This is a genomic window from Arenibacter palladensis (assembly GCF_900129275.1).
In the GTDB taxonomy this organism is placed as follows: Bacteria; Bacteroidota; Bacteroidia; order Flavobacteriales; family Flavobacteriaceae; genus Arenibacter; species Arenibacter palladensis.
The window spans coordinates 34,987-51,987 of sequence record NZ_FQUX01000003.1 but is presented as its reverse complement, the minus strand read 5'-3'; the positions used below and the strand labels follow the sequence as shown (position 1 = coordinate 51,987).

Genomic DNA, 17,001 nt, shown 5'->3' with positions numbered 1-17,001 from the left:
ATGTTGCAATCGTATTTTGTAATTTCGACAGTAATTAACACTTTAGTTAATTTAGTAAAAAAAGTACACTATGAAAGCAAAAGTTCTAGTTATCGGCGCCAATGGACAATTGGGAACTGTACTCGTAAAAGAGTTGCAACATCATCATGGTTCGGATAATGTGGTGGCTACAGATATAAAGAAAACCCATAATTTCAAAGGGACCTTCGAGGTCTTGGATGCTACTAATAGGATACATTTGAGCGATGTGGTTACCAAACACGGGATTACCCAAATTTATCATTTGGCGGCAATTTTGTCTGCCAAGGGAGAAGAAAATCCGTTGGGGACTTGGGACCTTAATATGAGGATGCTTTTTAATGTATTGGAAGTAGCTAGAATCCATGAGTTGGATAAGGTGTTCTTTCCAAGTTCCATTGCCGTTTTTGGAGAAGATGCCCCTTGGGTAAATACGCCCAACAACGCATTTCTGAATCCTGCAACTGTATATGGAATGAGCAAGGCGGCAGGAGAACAATGGGCTCAGTACTATTTTTTAAGATATGGTTTGGATGTAAGATCCCTTAGATTCCCTGGAGTTATAGGTTACCAATCCCTGCCTGGTGGAGGTACTACGGATTACGCTGTGGATATTTTCCACAAGGCCGTCTTGGAAGAAGAATTTGTATGTTTCCTCAATGAAGATACTACCTTGCCTATGATCTTTATGGATGATGCCATTAGGGCAACTATGGAATTAATGGAGGCGCCTAAAAAGAACATTAAAATAAGAACGGCTTATAATCTTGCTGGTAGTAGTTTTTCTCCAGAGGATATTGTAACAGAAATCCGTAATCATTATCCAGAATTCAAGGTAAAATATGAACCGGATTTTAGGCAGGACATTGCCGCCCGTTGGCCGAAATCTATAAGCGACGTTGAAGCAAGCTTGGATTGGGGTTGGAAGCCGGAATACGATCTGAAAAGAATTGTCAGTACCATGATAGAAAAACTGAAAGAACAGTATATACCACATGAATAGACCCTTTGGGGCTATTTTAAAAAAACAAGAATGCCCAGACCAAGTTTGGGTATAAAAAAGAAATAATAGACATGTATTCAACAGTAAAAAACGCATTGCAGGAAGAGCTTGAAGCTATTAAGGCAGAGGGACTATATAAGGAGGAAAGAATAATTACGACCCCACAAGGGGCCGAGATCCAAACGACCAATACCAAGGACGTCCTGAATTTTTGTGCCAACAATTATTTGGGGCTTTCTGCCCATCCAGAGGTTATAAAGGCCGGTAAGGAGGCAATTGACACCCATGGTTATGGCTTATCTTCGGTACGTTTTATATGTGGTACTCAGGACATCCATAAGGAATTGGAACGCAAGACCGCCGAATTTTTAGGAATGGAGGATTGTATATTGTACGCCGCTGCATTTGATGCCAACGGTGGTCTGTTTGAACCCATTCTAGGGCCGGAAGACGCCATTATTTCAGATGCATTGAACCATGCTTCCATCATAGATGGGATAAGGTTGTGCAAGGCGAAACGTTTTAGATATGAGCATAATTCCATGGCCGACTTGGAAGAGCAATTAAAAGCGGCCAAAGGTTCCCGTAGGATATTGATCGTGACCGATGGTTCCTTCTCTATGGACGGAACCATTGCACAATTGGATAAAATCTGCGATTTGGCCGATAAATATGAGGCCATGGTTATGATAGACGAGTGTCACTCTACCGGTTTTTTGGGAGCTACCGGACGTGGTTCCCATGAATATAGAAATGTAATGGGCAGGATAGATATCATTACGGGTACCTATGGTAAGGCTTTGGGTGGAGCTTCTGGAGGATTTACAGCGGCCAGAAAGGAAATTGTGGAAATGCTAAGACAACGTTCCAGACCCTATTTGTTTTCCAACACTTTGGCACCATCCATCGTTGGGGCTTCCATAAAAGTATTGGACCTTCTTTCCTCTTCAACTGCGCTTCGTGACAAGTTGGAGGCAAATACTAAATATTTTCGATCTGCCATGACCGCAGCCGGTTTCGATATAGTACCTGGCGATCACCCTATTGTTCCGGTAATGCTCTATGAAGCTCCCTTGGCCCAAGAGTTCGCGGCCAAATTGTTGGAGGAGGGAATTTATGTAATCGGTTTTTTCTACCCCGTAGTGCCAAAAGGGAAAGCCAGAATTAGGGTACAGTTGTCCGCAGCCCATGAGCAGCACCATTTGGAAAAAGCAGTAGAGGCCTTTACCAAAGTAGGTAAGGAGTTAAAAGTGATTTAAGTCCGGATTTGGAAATGGTTTTGGTTACCAAAGATATTATTGTGGACCAATGCCCTAGGTTTTAAGTTTTGGCCCCTTGTTGGAATCGTACATCTTAATTAAATGATAAACATGGATGATACAGAAAACTATTCCAGCAATAACAAGGGGCACGGAATTTAGCATAGCACCATAAATGATATAGAAAAAACTGGAAATCAAATGCCAAAGGCGGAATTTGCCCATATCCTTTTTGGTAATGGCAAAGAAACCGGTAAGGATGGCGATATAGCCAATGCTCTCAATTACTAAGTTCGTCATTGTTTAAATTTTTCAAGGTTCTTTCCTTATAATCGCTTTGGTTCACTTTTTCTTCAATCTTCAGGAATTCCTCCAAAAAATTGGGACTATCTTCCAGTAGATCCATAACGGTCTGTCTTCCTGCGGTCCAATATTTTTCAAAAAGGGGTAATTGTTTATGGGCTTTTTCTGTCAGCGTTAAGATCTGCTTTCTTTTATCTTCAGTATCAGTTCTAGTTTCTACATGTCCGTTTTTTTTCATTTTGTTAATGATTTTTACCACGGCAGGATGTGAGAATTGTAATGTTTCTGATATTTCTGTAATTGTCATGGCTTCATTTTCTTGCAGGAGAATAAAGATCAAGTTCCAGTTGGGTTCAATATCCAGTCCTTCGGACTTGTAAAGTTCCTTGGTACTATAGAGTAGTGAATCACTTAATCTCTTAAGCCTACTGGTGAGTCCAACATATTCCATTTCCGTTAAAAAGTCGTTCATGATATCTTTATTAAGTAACTGGTTACGCAAATGTAATTATTTTTACGTAACTAGTTACGTATTTTTCAAATTTTTATGTGTTAAGAAATATATGATGTAGGGCATATTATTAATCAAGACAGGCTAATGGCATTGAATACCTGGTTTGCCAATGAAGTAGGGGGCATTACTATGGAGTAAACTAATATCTACCTTTTGCAAAGTAAACAGTAGTTGATATGTAGTCTTAAAAGAAATATTGAACAATAGATTTAAGAAATAGTGCAATATTTATCAGTTGAATATTCGAATTAGAATGTTTAACTTTCAAAAAAAATATAAAGAACCAACCATGCAAAAAAGAACTGCACTTGCCGTATTGTCGATTGTTTCCTCTTTGGGACTATCATCTACCATTATGGCGCAAACTACCCAACACGATCATACCCACCATGCCCATGAACATAATGACATGGCCCATCATCACCCACATGGCCCTATGGCTTCCGATGAAATTCCCATGCAGGCAAAACTGCTAACGGGTCAAGGTGAATTTATTTTTTCTTGGGACCAGGAATTAACGGCGGCCTTCCCAAAAGAAGCCCATGAATTTGAGCCCGGAATGCACGGTGGATTCAATGAAGATCCTGAAACCGGTATTGTTTATACCGGCATACCGGGCTACGGACTCTGTGCCATAAGCCCCGATCTAACCAAATGGTCCACCATTGGTAATGATCCACGTTTAAAGGATAATATTCATGGTATTGTTTTCTTTGTCCACAAAGGCAAAAAACACCTTGCGGTGGCCCAAGAAGGCAAAAGAGTTCTAGTATTGACCTTGGACGGAACAATCGTTAGTGAAGTCTTGAAACCTACGGGAAGTGAATTCAAGTTTGCCGAAGCCAATGAGTTCTTTGGATCCAAGGACAGTAATTTTGGGGTTACGGATGTTACCTACCTAAATGGTACCCTATACGTGGCCCATGGTTATTCTGCAGGAGACTTTGTGATGACGATTAAGGAAAAGAACGGGGTTTGGAGCTGGGGAAAACTAGCCTGGGGAGGAAAAGGAGATAAACCCGGCCAGTTTCAAACAGCTCATGGTATCTATGCCCACGAGAAACATATTTTGGTGGCCAATAGGGCAGCAGGACAAGTAGTGAAATTTACCAAGAAGGGTAAGTTTGTGGAAACTTTCAATGACATTCCTGAAGGTAGTTTGGTATGTAATGTCTCCTATAAAGCGGAGCACTACTTCCTAAATGCCTTGCAGGCCATTGGCGAACAAAAATCGGCACCTATCTATGTGCATAGCGGTGAGAAGTTGCTTTCGACCGTTATTCCAGGAGATTTGGATATTCCCGTTCTCACAAATATTCATCAGGTTTGGCCGCATATTGTTACGGAAAACGGAACCAAACAATTGTACCTTCTGGTACATGGCTGGAACAAAGGAAAATTTGCTGTCTTGAAGATGGAAAAATAAAAAAATGGCCTCCCAGAAAAGGAGGCCTTTTAATTTTGGTTTAAAGGGTTTATTTGATAGGGGTCAGGACAATATTGCGATAGGCTACATTGCCGTGATCTCCTTGCAGGTAAATGGGCCCAGGACTCAATACGTCTGCAGACATAGCGCCACCGGTTGGTCCCAAAACGGGTTGATTGTCGATTATTTTTTTACCGTTGAAGATTACCGTCACATGTCGGTCTACCAATGTAATATCAAAGCTCTGCCATTCCCCGGCAGGTCTTTCGGCTGCCTCGCTGGGGGTGATACGACTGTACAGGGCTCCCATATTATGGGAATCCAATTCCTTGCCGTACGAATCCACTACTTGAATTTCATAGAGTCCGCGTAAGTATACCCCACTGTTGTTTCCTTCGGGTACATTCACTTCCAGCTTTAGGTTGAAATCCTTAAATTCCTGTAACGTACGAATGTTGCCATAGGAAATATGTTCGCCATTTTCTGGTTGAACGGGATCGTTCATCAGTGTGCCATCTACCACCTTAAAGCCATTGGCTTTTTCCGGATCAATCAATTTCCAGCCACTTAAATCCTTCCCATTGAACAATTTGATCGGTTTTTCAAATTTCAGCTTGGACAGATCCGGTGTGCTAGGCATGGGCGGCATACGTTTCCCGGTAAAATTTTTAGTGGAAACCCCGCTTCCATCCCTATTGGGGCTGCTCATGGTACCCTCTAGGGCATCCCCAATTTTTTTCACTTCCAAAGTATAGGTTATGGTATGGCTGCGATCGGGACTTCTTTTTACTTGATTTGTTCGGGTAACAACTAATGTGTTTTCGTCCAAGAAATAAACGTTGGACACAGGAACTACACTACCGCCTATCCACAGTAGTTCGGCATCCAAAAACCCTTGATCTTCGTGTACGTTGAGCCAGCCGGCTCCCCCGCCTTCAACGTCAAGCCCCCACATACCCATAAAGGGGTTGGCAAATATCTGTTGTGCCGTACTATTTGCGAAGCCGTTAAGGGCTAAAAATATTAATATCATAGAAGTAATTATCCGTTTCATTTTAATGTGTTTTAGTATGGTTTAATTAATTTATTAAATGGATTGCTGTTATCTATGGAAGGTAATCAATTATTTAAAATTGAGATTCATTTAAGGCTGGGAAATTCAATCATATTATGTAACGACAATACTTCAAAGGCAACAGTTTTATCCAATTAGACTATTGCCAACAGGATAAGGAGTTGGAATATTTCAAAAGAAATACTCAATTCCTAACAAAAACCATACAGTGTTGCCATGGAAGGTTGTCTATATTTCTAAGAAGTTTCATCCCGGCAGCCTTCATTTCCTTGATGGCCTGTGCCTCTGTCATTTTGTGTAATTTTTTAATAGGGACCGACTTATCTTCTCCCCGGTATTCAATTAAAAACAGTTTTCCATGGGCTTTTAGGGCTTTTTTGATGGAGGCCAACATTTCTGCCGGATACTTAAATTCATGATAAACATCGACCATCAGTATCTTGTCCAGAGAATTTTCGGCTATGTTTATGCTTTTTTCACCACCTTTTATGACCCTAACATTTTTAATATGATCCCGCTCTTTACGACTATTGATCTCCTCCAACATTTCATCCTGAATATCAACCGCATAGATTAAGCCATTTCTGGCCAATTTGGCCATTTTAAAGACATGGTAACCGGATCCCGCACCAATATCGGCTATATAATCTTTCGGTTCAATTTCCATATTCATCAATAGGGCAGTGGTGTTTTCCTCTTCTTCACGCTCCGGACGGTCTAGCCATTGCATTCCTTGGTACCCCATTACATGGGCAATTTCCCTATCCATATACCATTTTCCAATACCACTGGAATCACCTTTTTTATAGGTATAATTTGCATTTGGGGTTTTGTCTTGTCCAATACCCGGGAACCACAACAGTAAAGTCGAGAAAAGGAATATGGTCTGGGCGACTTTTTTCATAGGGTTTTAAATTTCTAGTTCCTTGGTAATCGTTAATTGTGGAAAAGAATGATTACCCCATTAAAAGTAATGAAATTATGCTATCCAACCCGTGAATTTTGGAAAGGGGTTTTATATTATTTTTGATTGATGTTGACGGTTTTCCCAACAAATATTCCAAGACAGTTTCGGAAGCGATATGCCGTATATTAGAATTTGATCAGGGCATAATTATCCATTTGATATACTGTTAATACCGTCATGGCGGAAAGTGCAACTTTTACTTCCGGTAACAGATCTTTTTTACTATAACCCATGTAGGACATTGATTGGCCGCATATATAAACATCGACACCAATTTCGGAAAGTGTATTTATTAAATCCTTATTAGGGTTGTCCGTTTTAAACTTTTCTTTATACACAGCCGGAGAGAGTGCATCTTTCGTTGAACTTCCGTGTAATACAAGAGCTAAGTGAATCTTGTCCTTGGGAACCCCGTATCGAACATGCATATTGTAATAGCGGTGGAGGCTGGAGATGATGGGATTGCTGGCACTTGGATCAGTTTGCTTTCTGTCGATGTCAAAAATTGCCTTTAGTTCCTGGGATTTATCGGGTAGGAAATCCAGGTCATCAATGGAGAATACAGCACCGACGTCGTTAAAAACGGGCCCGGTTGTGGGTTCGTTCTTTTGACCAAAAGACACGCTTGTTTGTATAAACAACAGGGTTAAAAATAATAGGAGAGGGGATCTATTTTGCATATTTTATTCGGATAATTGAATAGTAGGTTCCACTTTGGAATATTAGGACTACTATTCGGGTTGGTACTTTTCCAAAAATAAATATTTTGTTTGTATTTCAGACCTTCCCAATTCTATATTTACGAATAGCCATGTGGGACTAGACTTTGTTATTCATTGGATCCTTATATTATAAGTCGCAGGTATATTGACATGCGATAATTGAAGTTATTCCACTTTTTTATTGAAATTTTCGCTCCAATACCTACACCCATGGGTAGGTTTCTTAAATAAGGGCAGGTTTTTTTTCGGGGAGTTTGTTACTGACATTTAGTTTTGTTTTTATTCAGAATATCCGTTTTTATGTAATCGTTCTTCAAAACTGGGCTCCATTTAAAATCGGTAATTTCCGTTAGGGTGAAATTATCTTTTGGATCGGTGGAAAGTAGTAATTCGGTAAAATTATCTTCCATTCCTTTTAATTTATCCAAATCGCAGGCAGACAATTCCCCTTTTACCACCATGGCTCCGAGTTGGTCAATCTCCATCGGTTTTAGGCCTTTTTTCATATGTACGGCTACAGCTCTTTGGGTATCGATACGTTGAACCGTAAACAATGCATCCATATTGTTGGATATGTAGAAGGTATTGAACTGATACCTACCTCCTGTTAAATATATAGCTGCATCGGTAAGGCAGGGAGAAGCTTTACTGACGATTCGGGTATTGGTACGGTCTACAATACCATCTGAATATAATTCTTGCATTGCCCGTTGCAAGGCAAGATGCCCTACCACCAGTCCATCACAAAGATGGCCATGAAATTTTACCAGGTCATCCAAATCTATATTTTGAATATTCCCCAGACGTCCTTTTGAAAAATCGGTATCATTGACCTGCATTACAGTTTTAACCAAGGCCTGTTTTTTGGGAAGGTAGAGTTTATAGGATTGGGTGCCCGAGGTAATTTCATCCAAATGTCCCATAAAAGTCTGGTCGTCCTTCAAAAAGTGTATATGCACAAAACTGTTAGACCCTGTGAATATTCCCTGATGCTGTTCAGAATAGAAACCCAATAATTCACCATTATTGTTTTCCAAAAAAAACTTTTGGGATTTTACATCGGGTCTATAGCCTTCAATTTCCGGGCTTCTGGGGGTAACGATATGAGCGGTGATTTGATTAAATTTCCCTGCAATCCGAAAAGCAAATGGTTCCTTTTGATCATAACCTTTACTTATTGCCAATGCAGCCACTTTTTCCTGTATTTCCTGAGTACTATTAAAGGGACCATTCAAAGTAAATTCTTCCCAGTCTTTTACATTGCTATAGACGAAAAAAGGAGAACGAATATCCCAACTTTGACTAACCACGCCCATGTCCTTGACAAATGCTGTGGCAAAGAAGGGCTTCCCATCAAAAACAGTTATCTCTCCCTTCATTTTATCGTAGGGACCCATTGCGAACATATTGGATTTATCCGGCAGGGTATCCAGCCAGACCTCAAGGGGATAGGTGGTTCCCATATCTTTCATAGCTCCAACGGTATGAATTTTTGGAGTGTTTTGAGCTTTTGAACTTAGAAATGAAAAACTAATTAATAGGAGAAATAGAACTATTTTTCTCATAGGTTTGAACAATTGGTTATAGAATAAGATTAAATAGATATCCCGAAATCATGATGCATAGTGTCACTATCCCAAAAAAGATGGCAATTAGCTTTAGGGACATTACCTTTTTTAGCAAAGTAGCTTCAGGAATGGATAAACCCACGGTAGCCATCATAAAGGCAATGGCAGTCCCTAGTGGCACCCCTTTGGCGACAAAGACTTGAATGATAGGGACAATCCCTGCAGCATTGGCATACATGGGTACTGCAACAAGTACAGCAAGGGGAACAGTCCACCATTGGCCACCTCCTAAATAGGTATTAAAAAAGTTTTCCGGAACATAGCCGTGCATTGCGGCACCAATTGCAATCCCAATAACTACATAAAGTAGTACACCTTTAACTATATCCCATGCTCCACGTGAAATTTCAGGTAATCGTTGGTAGAAAGTTTGCTTTACCTCTTCGAATTTACCATGTTGCATTTTATTTTCAAGAATTTTTTTTACCCAATCCGAAAGTAAAGGTTCAAGGTTGAATTTGCCAAGTAGCCAGCCACCAATAGTACCTAAAATAATACCTGAAACGGCATAGATCAAGGTAGCTTTTATGCCAAACATGCCAAGAAACATGGCCACGGCAACTTCATTAACCAATGGTGAAGTGATTAGAAAGGAAAAGGTGACCCCTAAGGGGATCCCTCCTTGTACAAAACCAATAAACAGTGGTACCGAAGAGCAGGAGCAAAAAGGAGTTATTGCACCAAATACGGAAGAAAAAAAGTACTCCAAACCGTAAAGCTTCTTTTTGTTCAAATAATTTTTTAGTCGTTCTACAGGAAAATAAGCATTCACTATTCCCATAATAAAAACAACAAAAAATAAAAGAATAAGAATTTTGAGGGTATCATATACAAAGAAATTCAGAGCAGTGCCCAAGTGGGTTTCTTGCCCAACATTAAAAACAGTGTATATGAGCCAATCGGCAAAATGTTGTAACCAATCAAACATTTTATTTTATTTTTTCAATGAATAATTTGGCCTTATCACCTCTCAAATAATCAGCTAGGCCAAGCAAACCATCGGACAAATACCGTGCGTCATAACCTTTGGACTTTAAGTACACCATCGCTATAATGGCTCTGTCTTTATGTGGACATGCGGTAACTATTATTTTGGATTTATCCAAAGAATTGTAATTGGAAGGAATATTAGGCAGGGGCATAGGAACAGCATAGGGCATACTCCATGATTTTTGCTCTTCTTCAAATCTAATATCTAAGAGAATGGCCTTATTATCAATTAGTAATTTAGTTAGCCCTTCACTGCTTACCTTCATGTTTTTTCTGGCTTCATAATTGAAATTAGTAAGGTAGTTGTCTAAGTAATCTTGAGAAACTACCATTTGAACGGTAGGGAAAAAAAGTAGAATAAGGAATACTCGTTTCATTTTATAAGGTAGATTAAAGTTAATTCATCAACAATTATTAGATTGGGAACAACCGTAACCTATAGTTGTTTCCAATGCGGCAACTTTTCCTTTGGTAGGAAAATCTTTTCATGTCCAATTTACCTGCTGCTTTTTATATGCGGTTCCGTAGGTGTTGTTTCGATATATAAAACAGAATGGATGGGCCAATCAACAAGATGTTGTAACCGATTAAACATGATCTATTGTATTAATTGTTCCTGAAATACTACAAGATAGTTTTAAGGTATTGTAAATGGTGCCAAACTTTTCAAGGTTCTTTTTCAGTAATTCTCCGTTCAATTTTTTATCGTCACTATAGATGGTCAAATTGTACTGGATATTGTCCATCCTAGGTGGATTTTCAAGTCGTGTAGCATTGACCTCCAACGTGGCTTTGGAATAACTGAATTTCATCATACCGGAAAAGCGTTCCACATTTTTCAATATACAGGCAGCAAACGAACCCAATAATAATTCGGCGGGATTCGGCAAAGTATCAGCAGTGGTTGTAGTGGTGCCAAAATCTATATTGGATTGTTTTATATGAACAATTGCATCCTGATTTGATATAGAGGAGGCCTTGATTTGATAATTCATAAAACTCATTATAATTAGTTTAATAGTGCCAGTACCTCATCTTTTGATGGTACCCGACCTTTAATGGTAATAACATCATCTATGACCAAAGCCGGTGTGGTCATTACATTGTATTTCATTATTTCCATGATATCCTCAACTTTTTCAATAGTTGCATCAATGTTGTTTTCGGAGATCACATTTTGGACTACTCCGGTCATGGACTGACATTTTGGACAACCTGTCCCCAATATTTTAATTACTTTGCTCATAATGCTAATTTTAGTTTATCGCCTATAGACGATGTGTTTATTAAAAAATATCAATCGAAAAATTTCTGAAACAACGATTTTGCAATGTTCCAATTTTCTTGATGGATACAGTATTTTATTTTGGGCGGCTTTAATTCACCTTTTATAAGCCCGGCATTTTTCAGTTCCTTTAGATGTTGGGAAACCGTAGATTGCGCCAAAGGAAATACATTCACCAAATCGCCTGTGAAACAACAGGATTGATTCTCAAGATGCTTTAAAATGGCAATACGTGTAGGATGCCCTAAGGCTTTTGCAAATTTTGCCAAAGCTTCGGTGTCTTCCTTGTATTCTATATGTTCTAAACTTCGTTTCATCTCTCTAAGTCCAATATTTTGTTGTTCCCAAGCAATTAGTTAATAAACAGTTCTTCATAATAACAATATTTTGGTGTCTGCTTTCTTAAACTTATTAATTCTGTTAGTAGTACCTTAAAGCCTATCCTGTATAATCTATTGCTTATCGCAAATGTACGATTGAATTTTAAATGGAAATGTGACTTTTGTCACATTAATCCAATATTATTTGTCTATTGGAAAACGGCCCCTTTACTTTTAATTAAGATTTTAGAGTTTGGATTTTCATTGCTATATAAAGTCTTTTAATTATTTCCGATAATTTATTATTGGATTGTCTTTTTTTGAGTTAAAAATTATAGAATTCAGACTTTATATATTTAAATAATTCAAGTACGCTCAAAATGCAAAGTTAATTTTATGAATAATTTAATTAACATTCCATTTAACAGTATTTTAATGTGTTATGTTTTGCATAATTATACATTTACTGTGAATTTTTTAATAGAATTAAATATTTTCAAAAAAATTGATAATCCATACAAAGCATATTTTTTCAAGCCTTTTGTCCCTCGTTTTTATGTTGGGACTGGTTCATGGGATGGTATCAAAATATTCCGCTGATACCAATATGGTCTTTGAGTTGGAACAGCAGGATAATCAGGATGGATCCGAATCCGATCTGGATGAGGAGGTAATGGATTTTAGTTTTCCAAATAAACAATCACTTCCAACCAACCTATGCAGCAACAATAGGTTTGAGATACGAACGAGTTCCAGTATGGAAATCCAAATTATTGGAATTTCCCAGCCAACCCCTCCACCGGAGCATATAGGTTAATAACCTATTTTACACTTACCTAAAACATAATAGTTAGGGTAACAGCCAATCTTTAATTATTAATCATATAGGACCATCCGCATGTTAGCTAACTAGGACGGGTCTATATACCTTTATTTTCTAATCTTATATTTCCATGAATTTATTTAAACACTGGAAAAAAGACTTGCCATCAAGTCTTGTAGTTTTCTTTGTAGCATTGCCATTATGTTTAGGTGTGGCCCTAGCCAGTGGGGCACCCCCGTTTGCAGGCCTTATTGCCGGGCTGATTGGAGGGGTACTGGTAGGTTACCTATCAGGTTCCGCCATTGGGGTCAGTGGACCAGCCGCAGGGCTGGTGGTAATTGTCTTAAACGCCATAACCGAATTGGGCAGCTATGAACTTTTTCTTACTGCTGTTATTTTGGCTGGGATCATCCAAATTCTGTTAGGTATTTTTCGTGCTGGTGTAATTGGCTATTATTTCCCTTCGGCAGTAATAAAAGGAATGCTTAGCGCTATAGGAATCATGATTTTTATACAACAAATTCCATTGGCCTTAGGATTTAGTGGGGATGTCAACACCGATAGAATCAATTTAAGTGGACTTCATGATCAATTAACCCCTGGAGCCATATTGATCACTCTGATATCGTTGGGCATACTACTGATTTGGGATGAAGTCCTGGCCAAAAAAAATAAAATGTTCAAGCTAATTCCTGCCCCGCTTATTGCAGTAATAGTTGGAATAATCCTCTATGTTACTATTGGAACATCAGGTTTCTTGGCCCTTCATGAGACTCAGTTGGTAAGTGTACCCGTTCCTAAGGATTTTTCGTCTTTTATGGGACAGTTTACACTACCTGATTTTTCAGCCTTGTCCAACGGATCGGTATATGTTATAGCCTTTACCATAGCCATTGTTGCAAGTCTTGAGACTTTATTGAGCGTGGAGGCTACGGACAAATTGGATCCATATAAGAGACAGACACCTACGAACAGGGAATTGATTGCCCAAGGAATTGGAAACAGTATTTCAGGTTTTATCGGTGGTATACCCATAACACAAGTGGTTGTTCGTAGTACTGCGAACGTGATGAGTGGGGCAGTGTCCAAACTCTCCGCCATTTTACATGGATTCCTCATCTTGCTGAGTGTCATTGCAATACCTACCTTCCTCAATCTCATTCCCCAGGCCGTTTTGGCCAGTGTTCTTTTGGTAATCGGTTATAAACTGGCCAACCCCAAGTCCTTTGTACAGATGTATAAATTGGGTAAGGCCCAATTCATTCCCTTTATTGTGACGGTAATAGGCATTGTTGCCACCGACTTGTTGAAGGGTATTCTAATAGGGTTGACCATTGGGTTGATCGTTGTGCTTTTAAAGTCTTACTACAATTCACATCACGTGCTCCTAAAGGAGTACCAAGGGAAACAAAATTTGTTTCATATCAACTTTGCCGAGGAGGTAACCTTTATAAATAAAGGGCCCATCATGAAGGAGTTGGATGCTTTGGAAAAGGATTCCTACCTGGAACTGGATTTTAGAAAGACCAAGATTTTGGACTATGATATTTTGGAATATTTGGATGAATTTTCAATCAAGGCGAAAAACAACAACATCAATATTAAAATGATAGCAGAAAAGGAAACCCTAGACAATCCGGAAAGTTTTAGGAAATATTTCGGACATCAGGTATTTCAATTAGGACATTAATAATAAAAAGAAAACATCATGAAAACAGAATTTTATAAAAGTTTGATCGAGAATAATAGTAAGTGGGTGCAATCCAAGTTGGATAGTGACCCGGAATTTTTTAAAAAACTGGAAAAGGGACAGCAGCCACCTTTGTTATGGATCGGCTGTTCGGACAGTCGCGTACCTGCCAATGAGATTATTGGAGCCAAACCAGGAGAAGTTTTTGTGCATAGAAACATTGCCAATATGGTGGTACATTCCGATATGAATATGCTCAGCGTCCTGGACTATGCGGTTAACGTCCTAAAGATAAAACATATTATTGTTTGCGGTCATTACGGTTGCGGGGGTGTAAAGGCAGCCATGGGCAGCAAGTCATATGGTCTCGCCGATAATTGGATTCGACACATAAGGGATGTTTACAGACACCATCAAGTTGCATTGGGAGTAATAAAAGGGGAAGAGGAACTCTTTGAGCGCTTTGTTGAATACAATGCCATGGAACAGGTATTCAATCTAGCGAAAACTTCCATTGTCCAAAATGCCTGGGAAAGGAACCAGGATCTTTACCTGCATGGATGGGTCTATGGTGTTGGCACGGGGATTGTCAAAGATTTGGAAGTCAATTTTAGCTGTAATTCCCAATTGGAGGAGTTTTATAAGTTGGAAATCATTTAAAATAGAAGCCCCTAGTGCAGTTTCGATATGCTCATACTATCATATTAATGCCCATATATAGTTGCACTAAGGGTAAATTATACTCGTTGATTTTTAAGTCCTTGGTGTAAAACTTTGGGATCACGGTAAGAGACTTACTACCCAATTGGAGCAAACTTTTATTATGAATATTTGCAATTTATTTATATTTAGTTAACCTTACTTTTATTTAACTTTTAAGTTTATAAGGTTAACTTGGTGTCCTTTATTGCCAACAGTATGAAATTAAAAAGCAGTATACTTTCCTTATCCTTTCTTTTTTGTCTTTTGATCTGTGGACATGGAGCGTTTTCGCAGGAAATCAATACACCGGAGCTTTATTTAGAGCCTATTTTCCATGTTGATTATGGTGATGCTACTGCGGATAAACCCCAGTCAAAATCATGGACAAACCAATATGGGCATTGGGTAATAGTAGGGGATGGGGACGGTCCCAAATTATTGAAAAAGGAGGCTTCTTCCTGGGCGAGTCAATTTGAGGTAAATAAGGCCTGGTATAATTTGCCAAGTAGGGCAGACGTATACAGTAAAGGTGATGAGGCGCATATAGTCTTGGTTGGGGAATGTGCTTTGGAGGTAGTTCAAATAAGATATTCCCACCAAAGCAATCAATATGAACATTTGTGGAAAGAGTCACTTCCCATTCCCCAGGACTGCCAATCCCTTGAAACTGCTACCATCACACGAGATTCCAAGAACCAATTTTGGGTCTGCGCAGATGTGGACCAAAATATTATGGTTTGGCATTCCATCAATGGCAGGGATTGGTCGGAACCCTTTGCACTGGCACAGGACATCAATAAAGACGATATTTCCTTGATAGTGAGTCTTAAGAATCAAGTATCCGTTATCTGGTCCAACCAAAACAGTCAATCTATTATTGAGCGAATACACATTGATGGGGAAGAGCCCAACAACTGGTCGGAGCCCATAATTGTTCAACAGGGCGATAATAATGCAGACGATCACTTGAATGCTACTGTATTTAATAATGGGGAAATGGCCGTTGTTACCAAGAACAGCGTGGACCAAGTAGATCAACCTCAGTTTGTATTGAGAATAAGGGACAAGGAGGGAATGTGGACGAACGTTCCGTATGAAAACCTCACCGCACAAAGAAGTCCATCCCGTCCTATTATCAATCATATTGAATCCGGAAAGATATTCGAAGCACATGCCGTAAAAAATAGGGAGAACAATCGCTATTTTATTTCGGTCAATGAAATAGTAAAAAAGAAAGATAGCTGGGAGTTTCGGGAACTCATCCAATTAAAAACCCAAATAAATGGGAAAAACGGTGATGTTACCTCCAGTAAGGCCAGTTTTTTGCCCAATGAGGCCAAATTTATATTCTTTTCCGATGATTTGGGCAATATTTATGCGTTTGACCTTGATGACCTTTAGTGCAATATGATTGGTGCATAAGTGCGAATTAAAAAATGACAAACCAAGCTTCCCATCTTCAATTTCGACCCTACATTTTAAAATCTACAGTTGTAAAATGTTGGTCTTCGGATAATTATGTCGGATCTCAAATATTCCTTACAAAAAGGCGTACCTACAGTAGGTGTTGTTATATATCCCAAGTTTGGAAATTGTGAATATCTATTTAGGGAATAGGGGGGCAAATTTTTCTGTAAGGACTATTTTTGGTATCCTTAAAAAAACATAGATATGAGTCAGACTTGGTACGAGTGCAAGGTAAAATATAGAAAAATCCATGAAACTGGAGAACAGAAAGTAACAACGGAAACCTATTTATTGGATGCGATATCGTATACCGAAGCGGAGAGCAGAATAAACGAGGAGATGGCCGCTTATACCAGTGAAGAATTCTTGATTACCAATATAAAAGTTGCGAATTTTTCTGAGGTGCATCCTTTTGAGAATTCAGATCGTTGGTTTAAATCCAAGGTGTCCTTAATAGCCTTTGACGAGAATAGTGGTAAGGAAAGAAAAACCAACACTTATTTGCTGGTACAGGCCAATGATGTAAAGGAAGCCTATGACAATACCATACAGGCCATGAAAGGTACTATGGGAGATTACACCATTCCCGTTATTTCAGAATCGCCTATTATGGATGTGTTTCCCTATTTTTCAGGAGATGAAGGGGATTTGGAACAATTGGAAAAGTTCAATGCCCTAAAGACTTCAACTTCGGAGTCCAACGCACTTAATGAAGATTTGGAAGCTTTGGATACTTTTGAAAACGAAGAAGCCCTTACAGTTGGTGCTGTAGATGGGGAAGAGGAGTAGACCATCTTTTTGCAATCCAT

The 17,001-nt window shown here is 39.0% G+C and carries 19 protein-coding genes; 8 read left to right on the top strand and 11 right to left on the bottom strand.

Translation table 11 applies throughout. From position 1 onward, the window contains the following. The first annotated feature begins 70 nt into the window (after positions 1–70). Positions 71–1,021, top strand: a complete 951-nt coding sequence (locus BUA60_RS10240; RefSeq protein WP_072861695.1) for an NAD-dependent epimerase/dehydratase family protein — start codon at positions 71–73, stop codon at positions 1,019–1,021. Positions 1,022–1,092: 71 nt separating this feature from the next. Beyond that, the gene (gene kbl, locus BUA60_RS10235; protein WP_072861694.1) at positions 1,093–2,280 is read left to right on the top strand and encodes a glycine C-acetyltransferase; all 1,188 of its coding nucleotides are present in this window, start codon (positions 1,093–1,095) and stop codon (positions 2,278–2,280) included. Positions 2,281–2,334: 54 nt separating this feature from the next. Here kbl and BUA60_RS10230 read toward each other — a convergent pair whose 3' ends face one another. Together BUA60_RS10230 and BUA60_RS10225 are read right to left on the bottom strand one after the other, a co-directional pair. Continuing rightward, positions 2,335–2,580 carry a YgjV family protein gene (locus tag BUA60_RS10230; RefSeq protein WP_072861693.1) on the bottom strand — a complete coding sequence of 82 codons (246 nt, stop codon included), beginning with the start codon at positions 2,578–2,580 and terminating at the stop codon, positions 2,335–2,337. Then, positions 2,561–3,055 (bottom strand): MarR family winged helix-turn-helix transcriptional regulator, encoded by a 495-nt coding sequence (locus tag BUA60_RS10225; protein ID WP_084532558.1) that lies wholly within the window; start codon positions 3,053–3,055, stop codon positions 2,561–2,563. The genes BUA60_RS10230 and BUA60_RS10225 overlap by 20 nt, the downstream gene beginning before the upstream one ends. A gap of 331 nt (positions 3,056–3,386) precedes the next feature. On the opposite strand from BUA60_RS10225, the gene BUA60_RS10220 reads away from it, so the two are divergent. Then, a complete protein-coding gene (locus BUA60_RS10220) occupies positions 3,387–4,523 on the top strand; it encodes an NHL repeat-containing protein (protein WP_143153167.1) in 1,137 nt (378 codons plus the stop codon). Between the two features lie 49 nt (positions 4,524–4,572). On the opposite strand, the gene BUA60_RS10215 is transcribed toward BUA60_RS10220, so the two are convergent. The 9 genes from BUA60_RS10215 to BUA60_RS10175 form a co-directional block, all read right to left on the bottom strand. Then, on the bottom strand, positions 4,573–5,577 hold the full coding sequence (locus BUA60_RS10215; protein WP_072861691.1) for a 3-keto-disaccharide hydrolase: 1,005 nt from the start codon (positions 5,575–5,577) through the stop codon (positions 4,573–4,575). A 205-nt stretch (positions 5,578–5,782) separates the two neighbouring features. After that, the gene (locus BUA60_RS10210) at positions 5,783–6,502 is read right to left on the bottom strand and encodes a class I SAM-dependent methyltransferase (protein ID WP_072861690.1); all 720 of its coding nucleotides are present in this window, start codon (positions 6,500–6,502) and stop codon (positions 5,783–5,785) included. 188 nt (positions 6,503–6,690) lie between these two features. Further along, positions 6,691–7,245 carry a DsrE family protein gene (locus BUA60_RS10205; protein ID WP_072861689.1) on the bottom strand — a complete coding sequence of 185 codons (555 nt, stop codon included), beginning with the start codon at positions 7,243–7,245 and terminating at the stop codon, positions 6,691–6,693. A gap of 299 nt (positions 7,246–7,544) precedes the next feature. Then, positions 7,545–8,852: an FmdE family protein gene (locus BUA60_RS10200; protein WP_084532557.1), complete on the bottom strand. Its 1,308-nt coding sequence runs from the start codon at positions 8,850–8,852 to the stop codon at positions 7,545–7,547. A 16-nt stretch (positions 8,853–8,868) separates the two neighbouring features. Next, positions 8,869–9,843 carry a permease gene (locus BUA60_RS10195; RefSeq protein WP_072861687.1) on the bottom strand — a complete coding sequence of 325 codons (975 nt, stop codon included), beginning with the start codon at positions 9,841–9,843 and terminating at the stop codon, positions 8,869–8,871. A 1-nt stretch (position 9,844) separates the two neighbouring features. After that, a complete protein-coding gene (locus tag BUA60_RS10190) occupies positions 9,845–10,282 on the bottom strand; it encodes a rhodanese-like domain-containing protein (protein ID WP_072861686.1) in 438 nt (145 codons plus the stop codon). Positions 10,283–10,492: 210 nt separating this feature from the next. Then, positions 10,493–10,909 (bottom strand): OsmC family protein, encoded by a 417-nt coding sequence (locus BUA60_RS10185; RefSeq protein ID WP_245802527.1) that lies wholly within the window; start codon positions 10,907–10,909, stop codon positions 10,493–10,495. 5 nt (positions 10,910–10,914) lie between these two features. Next, positions 10,915–11,151, bottom strand: coding sequence for a thioredoxin family protein (locus BUA60_RS10180; RefSeq protein ID WP_072861685.1), 237 nt, complete (start codon positions 11,149–11,151; stop codon positions 10,915–10,917). Between the two features lie 50 nt (positions 11,152–11,201). Further along, complete coding sequence (locus BUA60_RS10175; protein ID WP_072861684.1) at positions 11,202–11,507, bottom strand: ArsR/SmtB family transcription factor; 306 nt, start codon at positions 11,505–11,507, stop codon at positions 11,202–11,204. Between the two features lie 559 nt (positions 11,508–12,066). Between BUA60_RS10175 and BUA60_RS10170 the strand changes: the two genes are divergently transcribed. From BUA60_RS10170 to BUA60_RS10150, 5 genes are all read left to right on the top strand, one after another. Continuing rightward, complete coding sequence (locus BUA60_RS10170; RefSeq protein WP_072861683.1) at positions 12,067–12,327, top strand: hypothetical protein; 261 nt, start codon at positions 12,067–12,069, stop codon at positions 12,325–12,327. 136 nt (positions 12,328–12,463) lie between these two features. Then, positions 12,464–14,023 (top strand): SulP family inorganic anion transporter, encoded by a 1,560-nt coding sequence (locus BUA60_RS10165; RefSeq protein ID WP_072861682.1) that lies wholly within the window; start codon positions 12,464–12,466, stop codon positions 14,021–14,023. Between the two features lie 18 nt (positions 14,024–14,041). Continuing rightward, positions 14,042–14,683 carry a carbonate dehydratase gene (can, locus tag BUA60_RS10160; RefSeq protein ID WP_072861681.1) on the top strand — a complete coding sequence of 214 codons (642 nt, stop codon included), beginning with the start codon at positions 14,042–14,044 and terminating at the stop codon, positions 14,681–14,683. A 258-nt stretch (positions 14,684–14,941) separates the two neighbouring features. After that, the gene (locus BUA60_RS10155) at positions 14,942–16,126 is read left to right on the top strand and encodes a hypothetical protein (protein ID WP_072861680.1); all 1,185 of its coding nucleotides are present in this window, start codon (positions 14,942–14,944) and stop codon (positions 16,124–16,126) included. A gap of 270 nt (positions 16,127–16,396) precedes the next feature. Beyond that, positions 16,397–16,981, top strand: a complete 585-nt coding sequence (locus tag BUA60_RS10150) for a DUF4494 domain-containing protein (protein WP_072861679.1) — start codon at positions 16,397–16,399, stop codon at positions 16,979–16,981. The last annotated feature ends 20 nt before the right edge of the window (positions 16,982–17,001 follow it).